Below are 13,202 nucleotides of genomic sequence, written 5' to 3'. Positions count from 1 at the left end.
ATTTATCCTTGCTCGGTTGACTCGCTCGTGGACCGCGGCGCCGTGGCCGTCTCGAACGACTCCCACCCGCCGCCAAGCGCCTTGTACAGTGTTACGAGGTTAAGCAGTACGGTGGTTTGACTCTGCACCAACTGGTCCTGCGCGAGATACAATGCGCGTTGCGTATCAAGCACGTTGATGAAATCGCTCAATCCGCGGGTGTAGCGTTCGTTCGCCAATTCCACCGCGCGCTTCTCGGAAGTCACCGCCGTATCGAGCGATGCGTAACGTTGCTGTTCCTTTGCATAGGCAACCAGGCTTGTCTCGACGTCTCCGAGCGATCCGATCACAGCCTGCTCATACCCAATCAGCGCTTGTTCTTGCCGCGCGTTCTGCACCTCGATGTTCGCGCGGATGCGTCCCGCGTCAAAGATCGGCCAACGAACCGACGGGCCGAATCCCCACACCTGGTTCGCGCCGATCGTAAAGTCGTTCGCGTTGTCGCTCTGGAACCCAAAATTGCCCGTAAGCGAAAACTTTGGGAACAAATCGGCCGTTGCCTCCCCGATCCGCGCGGTCGCCGCGGCCAACTCGCGCTCGGCGCGGCGTATGTCCGCGCGGCGGCGCAACAAATCCGACGGCACGCCGACCGGTACCTCGGGCGGCGTGGGAGGGAGGGGACTTTCCACGCTCAATTCGTCATACAGCGCGGCCGGGTCCTTCCCCAGCAGCACGCCCAGCCGATAGAGGGTCGACGCAATAATGTTCTCCAGCGCCGGCACGTGAGACTGAGTCGTCGCCAATTGCGCGCGCGCCCGCGATACATCCAGCTCGCTCGTCAATCCCGCGTCGAAGCGCGACTGAGTCAGATCGACAGACCCTTGCTGCGCCGCAATATTTTCCTGGGCAATCCCGAGACGCGACTGCGCCTCGCGCAACGTCAGATAGTTCCGGGCAACCTCCGCCAGCAGCGACACCAGCACGTCGCGTCGGCCTTCCTCCGATGCTTCAATATCCGCGTTCGCCGCCTCAACCGCGCGCCGGTTCCCGCCAAAAATGTCCAACTCCCACGTCGCGTCGAATCCCGCCTGATACAAATCCTGCGTGCGGTCGAACGATGGCTGACTGTCGGGCGAAAACGAAATGTTTCGGTTCTGGAACGGCTTCAAGAAACCGCCGCCGCCCTGCACACCGCCTTGACCGCCCTGGTCAACCTGTTGCGAACCGCCTCCGCCAAACAACAGCGCGCTCAAGCGCGTCGCGGACGACGAGGAGTTGAACGTAAAATCTCCCGTGCGCAACGTTGTGCTGCGCGAAAGCGAGAAATCGTTTGCGCCGCCCCCGAAACTCACCGAAGGCTCGGCCGCATCCGGTTTCGTCAATTGCTGGCGACGATACGAACCCGACACGTCGAGCCTCGGATAAAGATCCGCGCGCACTATCCCGCGCGCCGCGCGCGCTTCGCGCACGCGCGCCTCCGCGATGCGTACGTCGAAGTTCGAAACCGATGCTTCGGCGATCAGCGCATTTAGGGCTTCATCCCCGAATACCTTCCACCAGTTGGTGACGTCCGCAGCCGCGTTGGTCTCTCCGCCTTCGGACGGCGCATGCCACGCCGATGCGACGCTGACCTCGGGTGGTGTGTAATCGGGTCCGACCGCGCATCCCGCCACGGATAGCACCAAAATCAGCGGGAATGGCCACCTAGCCATCCGTATGCACCTGTCGAATTCCGGCAAGCCCCGACAGGCTGAACTGCGTAATATGTCGCGCGAGCGCATCGATCTCCGCTTCGCTCGCCGGCACCGGGACGCCGAGCAGTTCCGCCACGGGACGTGAGTGGCGATAGAACAGGCATTGCCCCAGAATGCTGCACGTGATCGCTTCTATCTGTGGCGTGTTTGCCGTAACATTCATGTAATCGCGAATAATTCCAAGAAGGACGTTATGCGTTGGGCGCGCCACGCTTTCCACCAGCTTCAACCACGCCCCGGTCGGGTTCGCCAATTCCGCCGCCATCAGCTTCCCGTGCCACGCCGGCTGGCCTTCGCCAAGTATCCTCATCAGAAACATGCGCACGAACGCGCCCAGGCGTTCTTCCGCCGTTCCCTCCGTGTCCGCTATCGGATAGCTGTTTACGCAACGGTCTAACGAACGCCGCAGTATCGCCTCGTATAAACCGTCCTTGTCGCGGAAGTGGTAATTCACCGCCGCCAGGTTGACGTTGGCCCGAGCGCAAATGTCCCGTATGCTCGTCTGCCGGAAGCCCTGCTCCGCAAACAGCTCTCCCGCAACGTCCATAATTCGGTCCGGTGTGGCGTAGGCAGCAATTGATCCAATCATATGTTTCAAACATTCGTTTAGAACATCAGTTTAATACACGCGTTCCGAAAAAGTCAAGCCATGTAAAGCATTGAAATAATTAAAGATACGATGGGATTAAGCAATTTGAGATATTATCCCGCTGCGTTTTCGCGCTTCGTGATCGTGCTGTTCCGAAAGCAGACCTTTAAGGCATCCTGCGCGTGCTGCTTTGAACTCTGAGATTTCAAATCTGAAATTGCATTCTCATCGTTTCCGGTTGCCCTGATAAGGGCATGACGACTGCTCCGAAAATAGACCTTTAAGACATCCTGCTCGTAATGCTTTGAACTCTGAGATTTCAAATCTGAAATTGCATTTCATGGTTTCTGGGTGCCTGAAAGGGAATGACGACTGCTCCGAAAATAGACCTTTAAGGCATCCTGCGCGTATTGCTTTGAACTCTGAGATTTCAAATCTGAAATGGGATTTTCATCGTTTCCAGTTGCCCCGCTATGGGCACGACGACTATTCCGAAAGCAGACCGTTAAGGCATCCTGCTCGTATTGCTTTGAACTCTGAGATTTCAAATCTGAAATTGCATTTCAAGGTTTCTGGGTGCCCGAAAGGGCATGACGACTATTCCAAAAATAGACCGTTAAGGCATCCTGCTCGTATTGCTTTGAACTCTGAGATTTCAAATCTGAAATTGCATTCTCATCGTTTCCGGTTGCCCCGATATGGGCACGACGACTATTCCAAAAGTAGACCGTTAAGACATCCTGCTCGTATTGCTTTGAACTCTGAGATTTCAAATCTGAAATTGCATTCTCATCGTTTCCAGTTGCCCCGATATGGGCACGACGACTCTTCCGAAAGCAGACCGTTAAGACTTCCTGCTCGTATTGCTTTGAAATATGAGATTTCAAATCTGAAATTGCATTCTCATCGTTTCCAGTTGCCCCGATAAGGCCCCATGACGACTGTTGCGGCAACGCACAATTCATCCCGCGCGCCGAAGGCGCAACGCAACCCTAGCCAGGGGCATCGCCCCTGGAAAATGTCTACGCCCCTATCACCGCGCGCTGAAAGCGCACCGCTCAAGTTTTCATAATCGCAGGGAAAAATCTCTTCATAACGACTCGGGACCGATTGTCGGCATTCGTCTCAAATGCCGTCCATCTTGTCCATTCCGTCCATTCGGTCCACGAATCTGCATTCGTTTGGGAGAAGCCACGCCTTATGAAGATTCGTAATCGTAATCGACTCTCTGGCTTCGAGACCAAGCAACGCGAGCGGCTGTGGCTGCCTAAGTAATAGAACTGAACTAATACTCGCTCTGTTCGAGATTCCGCAAACCAAGCCGCATCGGTATGTACGACGCCAAGACGCTCACAAAGGCCATCCCCGCTACGACCGCCGCGAATACGCGATTGAACTGTTGCTCGTTCGGGAACACCCCGAGCTGATGGGCGACCATGACCGTGGCCTGCGTGCCAATGATCACGGTGATGTAGGCCATGCTCAACAAAAAGTTTAGCGTGCCGCCCATCCCGGACACGATGCGCGCCGGGTTGTCTTCCTGGAAATTCGGGAAGAGGCTTCCCAGTCCCACCGCAAGACCCGACAACGCAAAGTTGGTAATGACGATGCTGTAAAGCGCGAGAGCAAAAAAGATCGGTTCCACACGGAGCATGTAACACGAGAGAATCACGAGGCTGATCGTGAATACCGACGTCGTGCATACGCTCAGCCAAAACTTTTGCATCATGAGCTGGCGAAACGTCAGCGGCGCGAGACCGACGACCCAGAAGCGCCGGCCTTCCAAACTAATCAGTGGAAAGACGAAGCGGCTCGTCAGCGTAGCGAGGATTAGCGTGCACGCGCCAATATTCAGACTTATGATCACGGTGCGCCAAAACGCCGAGTCCGCCACCGAAGACCGATCGCGAAGGCTCGCAATGTACACCGCCATGATCCCGAAGAAGATCACGAACTGGGACCACTGGGTCGTATCCCGCCAGAACAGCTTCACGTCCTTTATCACCAGCGCGCGGTGTGGTTCCCACAACCACCGAAGAAACCCGTCAATCCGCCCTACCCAGCCGCGTCCCGGCGGCGTCTTTCGGTTCATGTCGTTGCCCAGAAGGTCGGACCAGCCGGGATAGAAGACATAGTTCGCGAAGGTCGCCGCCACCAGAAGGACCATCAACGCGTTGGACAACAACAGCAGGAAATAGAACCACGACTCCGAAAACTCGCCAACCGAAGCCGCCAACACGCCGTGCGCCGCCCAATAGCTCGGAAGTATCCACGACTGCGTGCGGTTTAGCGTCTGCTTGATGGTCTCGTAGTTTGGGTTCGCAAGCTGCTCGACCGACACATTGCCACGCACGTACAGGAACATGCACACGACCGCAATGATTCCAACGGCTATCATGCTGCCTCTGGGCAGGCGCGGAAAGATGCGCACCAGCGTCATTGCGATGATTGCGCCCATCGCGGCGGGAAGTGTGACGTATGGCACGTAGTACGCCACCGCCGCAATATAGAACGGCCAGCGCGCGCCCTCGATGATGCCGTACGCGAGCATCATCGGCGACCCAAGATATGCCGTCGCCCACGAACTGAACGCGACGCATTCGACAAGCCGCGCGAGAAAATACTCCCACCACGGAATCGGCGCCTGCACGAGATACGCATTCTCGCGCGCCTTGTACAGCGTCGAGAACGCAATCAGCGTGTTCGAAAACAGCAGCATAAAAAACAGCGCCAACGCGAACAGCGAAAGCATCCGCGACATGATCATTTCGCCGATGCCAAACCCGGGCTGGTACGCGTCGACTTCGTACTGCTTCAACCAGCGAAACGCGCCCCAAAACGCCACGTACGCGCCGAACCAGAGCGCGACCGCCGATAGCGATACCACCGCCACTTTCAATTTCGATTCGTGCCGCACCGACGCGATCTGGTTCACGCCGATCCGCGTCTTCGCCCACAGAATGGCGCCCGCGCGCGTCATTCCAGTTCGCCTTTCGTCATTTCCAGGAATACGTCCTCGAGCGAACCCGGGTTCTCGGAGAGTTTCAGCGTCTCCTCAATCGTGCCCGTGTGAAGCAATTTACCCTGGTGAATGATCCCGATGCGGTCCGCAACGTCTTCTATAAGACTCAGCGTGTGCGTGGACATGAAAACCGTAAGACCTTCGCGCGTCTTCTGCTTGAGATACTCCTTCACAAAGCGTATGTTCTTTGGATCGAGTCCAACCCACGGCTCGTCCACAACGATAATCTTCGGTTCGTGCAGGAAGCACGAGGCGAACGACAGCTTCTGCCGCATGCCGTGACTGTAGTTCTCGATGAGCTGATCGCCCACGTGACGGACCTCGAACAACTCGAGCAGTTCCTCGCTGCGCCCGTTCAGCGCGGATTTCGGAAGCTGATACAATCCCGCCACGAACCGCATGAACTCGCGGCCGGTCAGTTTGTCGTAGAGGAAAGGCGTGTCTGGTATGTAACCAAGGATGGATTTGGTCCTCACGGGATCCGCCTGAATGTCGAAGCCGCCCAAGAGGGCCCTGCCCTCGCTGGGTTTCAACAGCCCCGTCAGCATCTTGATTGTGGTCGTCTTGCCCGCCCCATTGGGTCCCAGAAAGCAGAAGAACTCACCCTGTCCAATCGCGATGTTCAGCGAAGAGACAGCAGCCTTGTTCCCGAACCGCTTACTCAAGTTCTCGGTCTGTATCATGCCTTGCTGCCTCAGGTTCGCCGCGGCTGCCGCCGCCCAGGAAACGCGCGGCGCCGCGTCCATAGTTCCAGCCTAAACTTCCGCTCGCTCCGAATCGAATTGTCGGCGTTGCACCACTACCAATCCGGATGCAACAACGCGGTCACCGCCTCGGCAGTGACGCCCGGCACGCGCAGCCGGTCACACACTTCCCGCGCGATTTCGTGCAGCCGTTTCGTTCGCTTGCGTGCGGCAACTATCGTCAGATTGTCGTCCGTTCGAATGCGTTGGACAAGATGAAAGTCGCGGCGAACCAGCCAATGGTCAAGTGGCTCGCCATTCGTGAGGACAGCCGGATCGCATCGCAAAAGCAATGTGCCTCCGGGGACGAGACAGGTCCACGCGGTGCGGATGAAGTGCTCCGCCGCGAAATCGGACTCGATAGCGGCAACGTCGTATACCCCACGGGACGAATCATTCAGTTCGCCCATCACCACGTCGAACGAACCCGCGCGTCTGAGCCGCATCGCCTCGTCTTCCGAGAACCCATCCAAACGTTCGATGCCACGCCGCGCAACGCTGTACTTCGTGACGCGAAGCCCCATCCCGATATCGAGAACGGACCTGGCCCCGTAAGGTATGTACTCGTCCAACCGATCGTGCCGTAAGGCGGGACCTTCACGATCAAACGGAAAGCCGCGGCATAATTCGTGAACCGTTCGCAGTATCGCTTCCACCCGGTGCCCATATGTGTGGCGCTCCAATACGTTCACCCTGCCGTTGGCCGCAAGCCGTTCTCTCAACGCTTCGTCGCCCAACAATTGGGACACCTTGCGAATTAGGTCTGCTTCTTCCTCATACATGAGCAGGTGTTCGCCATCCGTAAACAAATCGGACAAGCCATTTCGTTCCGCGTCGCGGTTCGTCAGCAACGCGCAGCCCATCGCCAGCGCTTCGAAGATGCGCATGTTGACGTCCTGCACCGCCGAATGGTTGAACGCGGCGCGGCCCGTCGAGAATGTCGTCACCATCTCCTCGCCGTACACTCGCTCGCGTGCCAAAACGTCAAACCGGGATTGCAGCGTTTCGAGCAACCTCGCCCGCTGCCAGTGCACCGGTTCGGATGTACCGCCAACAAATACGATGTCGTGCGATTTTTCGGCATCCACCGGGCGGTGTACTTTCGGATTGCACGCCATCGGTAGCCAATACACGTGACGCGATCCGGTTTCGCGCAGCAGCGGCACATAAGCCCGCTGTCCCGCGAATACGACGTCGTAGTGCAGCGCCTCGCGGTAATCCATGTAGCACTGCCACGTATCGACGCTGTAAAAGACGGTGGGGCAGGGGAGATCGTGCGTACTCGCCAGCAGCGGCACGCCGCCGCCGGAAACCGCCACCACAAGTTGTGGCGTCCAACCGTCCGGCAGCACGTCAAACAGACTGGAAAGCTGCGAAAGATCGCAATCGATGTGTCCGCGAGGCGGCCATTCTCCCGGCCATGAATCTCGCAACATGTCGTGGGCCACCGGACCTGCCGTGCGAACTTCGCAGCGTTCCTGGAACGCGGAAACGATATGCGGCATCCACGCGATTCGCGTCATCAGACCCAAAATACAGACCCGCAGCATCGGTCGTTAACTACACGCCGGCCGGACAAGACAAGAGCGCCCACCGGCGTGAGCCAGGGGCGCCCAACAAATCAACCGCAATTAAGCAGCCGTTACGCAGTCTGGTTGTTGTTCTTCTTCTCGTCTTTCTCTTCCGGCGTCTTCAGGATCGTGTCGCACGGCTTCCCGCTCTTGTCGAACGAGGGAAGACTGAACGCCGTCTTCGGATTCACTTTGCTCAGGGCCTTGATGTGCTTCATGTCGCGTTAACCTCCTAGGTTTTTTGAAAGGGCCATTACGTCAACGTGTTCCTACTACCCGAAGACGCAACCGCCTCCTGCATTCAATGCAAGGCCGACTGCTCACGGGATGCTGTGACAGGTTGGGTCTGGCCTTTCTCCCATTCCGCTTGACGCACCCACTTTGTTCGCGTCGGTTTGAGTATACACCATCATTTACAAAAACTCAATACAATATCTTGTGCCAAACTGCTCCAACGGTCATGCCCTTGGGGGCTGACGATCCCTGCTAATCGTAACTACCAGTCTCCTCGACCTGCATTACAAAAAATGCCAAACGGCGGATTCCAGGGACGCCGAACGGACTAATGCATTCTAGATTTTCTATTCATGTAAAGTATTGACTGTACGTGTTTTACGCGTGTCCCCAACGCCGCCGCCGTCGCCTTTGGCAGCGCGCAAACGTCTCCCGGGAACCCCGTCTGCGCCCCAAGTTGTTTCGTGGCCGGTTCCCGGGTAGATTCTCCGTGTACCGTTTTTGGGCGTGACACAATTCTTTACGCGTGGGAGAGAAACGTACATGGCCAAGATGAAGTTGCGGGTTGGGGTCATCGGGGTTGGCGCAATCGCCGACGAAAAACACCTGCCGAACTGGCAAGAGCTCGAGGCGGAAGGCCGCGTCGAGCTGATCGGAGTCTGTGACATCGTTTCCGAGCGCGCGCACGAAATGGCGGCGAAGTATGGCGCCCGCGTCGTTCACACCGACTATAAGAAGATGCTTGCCGATGACAAATACGACATCATCGACGTCTGCACACAGAACAGACATCACGCGCCGATCACAATCGCCTCGCTAAAGGCCGGCGCGCATGTCATCGTCGAAAAGCCGATGGCTATGAACAGCGCCGAATGCCGCGCGATGATTCAGGCCGCCGAAACGAACAAGCGTAAGCTGATGGTTGCGCAATTCATGCGCTTCGAGCCGGATTCCGAAAAACTCAAGGAAGTAATCGACGCGGGCCGGCTTGGCACGATCTACTCCGCCAACGCCACCTACCTGCGCCGCCGCGGAATCCCGGGCTGGGGCAAGTTCCACATTGCCAAAGAATCGTTGGGCGGCCCTCTCATTGATATTGGCGTCCACGTTCTCGATCTCGCGATCTGGCTCATGGGGTGTCCCAAGCCCATCGCCGCGTCGGGCAAGGTATACCGAATGTTCGGCGATCGCGAAGACCTGTGCAACGCCGAGTGGGGGGAACCCTACGATAGAAAAGAGTTCGACGTGGAAGACTACGCGTCCGCCTACGTCCGCTTCGAACGGGATATCACGTTGACGATGGAAGTGTCCTGGGCCGCCAATATCGAAAACGAACGCAGCGGCGTTTCCATTCTGGGCGACAAGGCCGGCATCTCGACCAGCCCCCTCGGCCTCTATGGATACGAAAACCGCTCGCTGACAACGACCCGCTTCGACTGGCTGCCGCCGCAAAGCGGTCACCGGATGGAAATTCGCCATTTCACCGAATGTGTCGAGCGGAACCGCCCGGTGCGGGTGAAGCCGGAAGAGTCCCTCCGCGTCCAGCAGATTATCGACGCCATCTATGAGTCCAGCCGAACGAACGCGGAGGTCCCCATCAAAGCCACGTGAGGATCACGCGGACAGGATTCGACTGAGCAGTTCGCGCACGTCGGCCGATCCGTGCTCTCGCGGAAACGATCCGGTCGCGCCCGCCCGTTCCATTCGCCGCCGGTCCAAGTCAGTGTCGCCGAGGAGCAGTACCGGCAATCGCTCCGGCACGTCCGGGTCTGCCCTCAGCATCGAACACGTCTCGTACCCGTCGTGAATCGCAAGCGCCGGCCCCAGAAACACCGCGCCGGGGCCGTCCGCGAGGACCCGCTCGTACGCATCCGCGCCCGACGACACGCAAATGACCTTGTGCCCTTCCGCCTCGAGTTCTGCCGACAATGCGGCGATCGTGTCCTCGTGGTCGTCCGCGACAAGTATCAGGGCCATTTGACCTTACCTCCACCCGATAGCATACCATGCGCACGGACAATCATTCTTGACTTGTTCCGGCGGCGTGCATAGAATCAAGTCGCGTTCCGTGAATGACATGCGATTGCGGCCGTAACCGCGCGGTAGCGCGTTTCGCACATTTCCAATCCGGCCGCGAATCCGTTCTCGAGTATTGGACGTCCAAGCGGGGTGGTTTCACATTTCGTGTTGTTAGGCGCTTCAGGCACAGGGGAGTCAATCACGAGTATGTCCGTGCGATCGCTTGCGTCTTTGTTGTTGTTCCTCTGTCCCGTCGCGCTGCACGCGCAACAAGAACCTTCGCCGCCACCTGCGCCAGGGCCCGCCACCGACGCAGCGCCTGCCCCGGCCGCGCCGCCTGCCCCTTCGGAGTCCGAACTGGGCCCTCCCGGAGACCTCGTCACGCTCAGAAACGGCCGCGTCTACCGCGGGTTTCAGGTCGTGAAGTCCACGTCCGCGGAGGTTGTGCTCGAGGTAACGCCCGAGGTGACGATTAGCATACCGCGCCGTCAGATCGTCTCGATCGACTACGACGATATCGATCCGGTTGTCGAACGCGAAAAGCGCAAGGCTGCCGAAGAAGCCGCCGAGCAGGCCACCATGGCCCTGCTTTCCGGACAGAAAGTGTCGCCCGCGATCCAATCGAAACTGCGCTCGGACATCTCCGTTCCGCCTATCAAGTTCGAGGCCCGGGACCTGGGCGAGGCAATAGCCGAGATCAACAAACATCCCGCGGTCAATGGCCTTCTTATCTTGGATAAACCGGTACTCAACTTCCCCGAAGAAGAGCGGAAGTGGACCTTTGAAACGAAGCCCGGGATTTCGCTCGCCGCGGCCATCGAGCTTTTGCGAAAATCGAACCCGAAAATCTTCACGTTCATTCGCGACGATAGACTGGTTATCACCGACGAAAAAACGGCGAAAGACTTTCTCAGCGTTCAGCAGCCGCCGGCGCCTCCCGCGGGCGATGCGCCTGCGCCCGCGGCCCCAGCCCCCGCTCCAGCGGCGCCGCCTCCAGCGCCAAACCCGTAGCGCGATTTTGACGCGCGATGCGTCACGCACAGCACACGAACGTTGGAGCGGGGTGGCATGAAGGTCGGCAATAAACTCGAAGAGTACGTGCGGAGCAGCGAGCCTTCGACACGCTCGGCGCAACTGCTGCTCGAAAGCGCCAAGCGCCTCAAAGTTTCCGACGAGGCCATTCAGGAAATCATCAAACCGTGTGCAGTTCACATTCAGCGCCTCTCCGTGCCCATTCTCGGCACCGTTGTGAACATCATCTCCGGCATCGTTCTGCACGATCGCGCGCGCGGACCGTATAAGGGCGGGATTCGGCTCGCGCCCGATGTCGATCTGTGGGAGACAACCGAACTCGCGCGCCTCATGACACTCAAGACGGCGCTGGCGGACATCGAACTCGGCGGCGGCAAATCGGGCATCAGCGTGGACCTTCGCGCGCTGTACACGCACATGACGAAGGCGAAGCGCTTTGCGGGCGAGTACCGTGAGTTCGAGCGCATCGCGAAAGCCGACATCATGACCGAATTCGCGAAATGTTTCGGCCAGTTGTTTGCAAGCCACGATTACATCCCCGCGCCGGATATGGGTACCAGCGGCGCGGAGATGGTCCGCATCTACAACGAGACGAAAGACCCCGCGTCGGTCACCGGCAAACCGGACGGCATCGAAGGCTGGCTGCCCGGCCGAGCCGAATCGACCGGCTACGGCGTTTACCACGTCATACTCCGCGACATGGAGCGCAGGGGCATCGCGCCGGAGCAGTGCTCGATCGCGCTTCAAGGTTTCGGCAAAGTAGGGTCGTACGCCGCACGCTACCTTTACGAAGAAGGCGCCCGCATCGTCGCCGTCACGGACATCTCCGGCGGCGCACACGATGCGAAAGGCCTCGATATCGATGCGCTCGGCGCGCACGTGAAGAAGGCCGGCGGCATCGCGGGATTCGATGCAAAACGGATCACAAACGACACGTTGTTCCGCCTGAAATGCGATTACCTCATTCCCGCGGCGAGCGGCCACGTCATCAATGACACGAATGCAGCTGGCATCGGCGCTGCGTGTGTCGTGGAAGCCGCGAACATGCCGGTCACTTTCGAAGGAATGAAGACGCTCGATCGCCGGGGGATCGCGATCCTCCCGGACGCATATGCGAATGCAGGCGGCGTGATCGCGTCGAACCTCGAGTACCGCCACGCCCTCGGCGGCATCAAGTTCACCCGCGAACAGACGCTTGCCGAAATTCGCGCGCGCCTCGACGACGCCTACACCGCCTGCGAGCCAATCCTCGCCCGGGGCCGCACGCTCACCGAAGCCACCGTGGATGTGGCGTTGATGCGCGTCTACGAGACGATGGTCAACCGCAGTCTGCTGTAGCATCCGCTGGGGCGGATGCGAAGATACGATGCTTCGTCCGGGCCGGCGCGTGTGATCCATTCGCGATCGCTGCCGATTAGCGCAATTCAACATTGAGTGTGCGCATCGTAGTTGAAGTGCTCCTTCACATCCCCCTATGGGGTATGGCAGAGGGATGGAACGGGTCTGTCGGGGAATTGCCGATGTGGAATCAGAGTTCGGATTTCTGCTGGCGTGCCCCAGCAGGTATAATCGACATATGAACGTGAAACTGGATACGAGGTTCGAGCGCCAACTTCAGGCATTGGCTGAAGCCCAGGGACGGACGATTGACGAAGTGGCCCAGGAAGCGATCCAAACGGGCCTCGCGAAAATGTCTGGAAATGGGGATTCCGCCGAAATGGAAGTCTGGAAGCCGAGACTATTGCGGTTTCTCGACGAGATTTCCGCTCTGCCGGTCGAGTCTCCGGCCGATGGATTCTCCGGCGTCGAGCACGACGACGTCTTGTACCCCCGCTCGTCGTGATCTTTGTCGACACGAGCGCCTGGTTCGCCGCATTTGTTCCCACCGATCGCAATTTTGCCGCCGCCACCGAGTGGGTTCGAGCCAATAATGACCGACTTGTGACAACGGACTTTATTGTGGACGAGTTGATAATCCCGCTCGGCCGTCGCGGCGAACGCAAGCGCAGCAAACTTGTTCACGAATCGCTGTTTCAGGAACAGTGCGCGGTCCTTGAATACGTGACACCCGCAGATTTCATGAAAGCGTGGGACGTACATGAAGCGTTCCAGGACAAAGAATGGAGCTTCACCGATTGCACCAGTTATGTTGTGATGCAGCGGATGGGTATTCAGTCGGCGTTCTCCTTTGACATGCATTTCAGACAATTCGCTACGGTCGTCGTCGTGCCGTAGCCGCGCGAAGCAGCGGGCCCGTAG

Annotated in this window: 13 protein-coding genes; 5 read left to right on the top strand and 8 right to left on the bottom strand. The window is 58.4% G+C overall.

Annotated elements, in window-relative coordinates; genetic code table 11:
- Nucleotides 1–2 precede the first annotated feature (2 nt).
- The 7 genes from HUU46_13305 to HUU46_13275 all read right to left on the bottom strand — a co-directional run bounded on the left by HUU46_13305 (nucleotide 3) and on the right by HUU46_13275 (nucleotide 7,876).
- On the bottom strand, nucleotides 3–1,691 hold the full coding sequence (locus HUU46_13305) for an efflux transporter outer membrane subunit (protein ID NUM54617.1): 1,689 nt from the start codon (nucleotides 1,689–1,691) through the stop codon (nucleotides 3–5).
- Nucleotides 1,684–2,322 carry a CerR family C-terminal domain-containing protein gene (locus HUU46_13300; GenBank protein ID NUM54616.1) on the bottom strand — a complete coding sequence of 213 codons (639 nt, stop codon included), beginning with the start codon at nucleotides 2,320–2,322 and terminating at the stop codon, nucleotides 1,684–1,686. The genes HUU46_13305 and HUU46_13300 overlap by 8 nt, the downstream gene beginning before the upstream one ends.
- A gap of 563 nt (nucleotides 2,323–2,885) precedes the next feature.
- Complete coding sequence (locus HUU46_13295; GenBank protein ID NUM54615.1) at nucleotides 2,886–3,275, bottom strand: hypothetical protein; 390 nt, start codon at nucleotides 3,273–3,275, stop codon at nucleotides 2,886–2,888.
- 332 nt (nucleotides 3,276–3,607) lie between these two features.
- The gene (locus HUU46_13290) at nucleotides 3,608–5,302 is read right to left on the bottom strand and encodes a hypothetical protein (GenBank protein ID NUM54614.1); all 1,695 of its coding nucleotides are present in this window, start codon (nucleotides 5,300–5,302) and stop codon (nucleotides 3,608–3,610) included.
- Nucleotides 5,299–6,027 (bottom strand): ABC transporter ATP-binding protein, encoded by a 729-nt coding sequence (locus HUU46_13285; protein NUM54613.1) that lies wholly within the window; start codon nucleotides 6,025–6,027, stop codon nucleotides 5,299–5,301. The genes HUU46_13290 and HUU46_13285 overlap by 4 nt, the downstream gene beginning before the upstream one ends.
- A gap of 116 nt (nucleotides 6,028–6,143) precedes the next feature.
- Nucleotides 6,144–7,610: a glycosyltransferase gene (locus HUU46_13280; protein ID NUM54612.1), complete on the bottom strand. Its 1,467-nt coding sequence runs from the start codon at nucleotides 7,608–7,610 to the stop codon at nucleotides 6,144–6,146.
- Nucleotides 7,611–7,729: 119 nt separating this feature from the next.
- Complete coding sequence (locus tag HUU46_13275) at nucleotides 7,730–7,876, bottom strand: hypothetical protein (GenBank protein ID NUM54611.1); 147 nt, start codon at nucleotides 7,874–7,876, stop codon at nucleotides 7,730–7,732.
- Nucleotides 7,877–8,435: 559 nt separating this feature from the next.
- Here HUU46_13275 and HUU46_13270 point away from each other — a divergent pair.
- Nucleotides 8,436–9,503: a Gfo/Idh/MocA family oxidoreductase gene (locus HUU46_13270; GenBank protein NUM54610.1), complete on the top strand. Its 1,068-nt coding sequence runs from the start codon at nucleotides 8,436–8,438 to the stop codon at nucleotides 9,501–9,503.
- A 3-nt stretch (nucleotides 9,504–9,506) separates the two neighbouring features.
- Here HUU46_13270 and HUU46_13265 read toward each other — a convergent pair whose 3' ends face one another.
- Nucleotides 9,507–9,869 (bottom strand): response regulator, encoded by a 363-nt coding sequence (locus HUU46_13265; GenBank protein ID NUM54609.1) that lies wholly within the window; start codon nucleotides 9,867–9,869, stop codon nucleotides 9,507–9,509.
- Nucleotides 9,870–10,118: 249 nt separating this feature from the next.
- On the opposite strand from HUU46_13265, the gene HUU46_13260 reads away from it, so the two are divergent.
- From HUU46_13260 to HUU46_13245, 4 genes are all read left to right on the top strand, one after another.
- Nucleotides 10,119–10,922, top strand: a complete 804-nt coding sequence (locus tag HUU46_13260; protein NUM54608.1) for a hypothetical protein — start codon at nucleotides 10,119–10,121, stop codon at nucleotides 10,920–10,922.
- Between the two features lie 57 nt (nucleotides 10,923–10,979).
- Nucleotides 10,980–12,281 carry a Glu/Leu/Phe/Val dehydrogenase gene (locus HUU46_13255; protein NUM54607.1) on the top strand — a complete coding sequence of 434 codons (1,302 nt, stop codon included), beginning with the start codon at nucleotides 10,980–10,982 and terminating at the stop codon, nucleotides 12,279–12,281.
- Between the two features lie 238 nt (nucleotides 12,282–12,519).
- On the top strand, nucleotides 12,520–12,786 hold the full coding sequence (locus HUU46_13250; protein NUM54606.1) for a hypothetical protein: 267 nt from the start codon (nucleotides 12,520–12,522) through the stop codon (nucleotides 12,784–12,786).
- Nucleotides 12,783–13,178: a type II toxin-antitoxin system VapC family toxin gene (locus tag HUU46_13245; protein ID NUM54605.1), complete on the top strand. Its 396-nt coding sequence runs from the start codon at nucleotides 12,783–12,785 to the stop codon at nucleotides 13,176–13,178. The genes HUU46_13250 and HUU46_13245 overlap by 4 nt, the downstream gene beginning before the upstream one ends.
- The last annotated feature ends 24 nt before the right edge of the window (nucleotides 13,179–13,202 follow it).

It is taken from the genome of Candidatus Hydrogenedentota bacterium, assembly GCA_013359265.1.
GTDB lineage: Bacteria > Hydrogenedentota > Hydrogenedentia > Hydrogenedentales > SLHB01 > JABWCD01.
This window is presented reverse-complemented; position numbering and strand designations above follow the sequence as displayed.

Coding starts and splice junctions, on each gene's coding strand:
- HUU46_13305 (NUM54617.1), bottom strand. CDS start 1,691: ATGGCTAGGTGGCCATTCCCGCTGATTTTGGTGCTATCCGTGGCGGGA.
- HUU46_13300 (NUM54616.1), bottom strand. CDS start 2,322: ATGATTGGATCAATTGCTGCCTACGCCACACCGGACCGAATTATGGAC.
- HUU46_13290 (NUM54614.1), bottom strand. CDS start 5,302: ATGACGCGCGCGGGCGCCATTCTGTGGGCGAAGACGCGGATCGGCGTG.
- HUU46_13285 (NUM54613.1), bottom strand. CDS start 6,027: ATGATACAGACCGAGAACTTGAGTAAGCGGTTCGGGAACAAGGCTGCT.
- HUU46_13280 (NUM54612.1), bottom strand. CDS start 7,610: ATGACGCGAATCGCGTGGATGCCGCATATCGTTTCCGCGTTCCAGGAA.
- HUU46_13275 (NUM54611.1), bottom strand. CDS start 7,876: ATGAAGCACATCAAGGCCCTGAGCAAAGTGAATCCGAAGACGGCGTTC.
- HUU46_13270 (NUM54610.1), top strand. CDS start 8,436: ATGGCCAAGATGAAGTTGCGGGTTGGGGTCATCGGGGTTGGCGCAATC.
- HUU46_13265 (NUM54609.1), bottom strand. CDS start 9,869: ATGGCCCTGATACTTGTCGCGGACGACCACGAGGACACGATCGCCGCA.
- HUU46_13260 (NUM54608.1), top strand. CDS start 10,119: ATGTCCGTGCGATCGCTTGCGTCTTTGTTGTTGTTCCTCTGTCCCGTC.
- HUU46_13255 (NUM54607.1), top strand. CDS start 10,980: ATGAAGGTCGGCAATAAACTCGAAGAGTACGTGCGGAGCAGCGAGCCT.
- HUU46_13250 (NUM54606.1), top strand. CDS start 12,520: ATGAACGTGAAACTGGATACGAGGTTCGAGCGCCAACTTCAGGCATTG.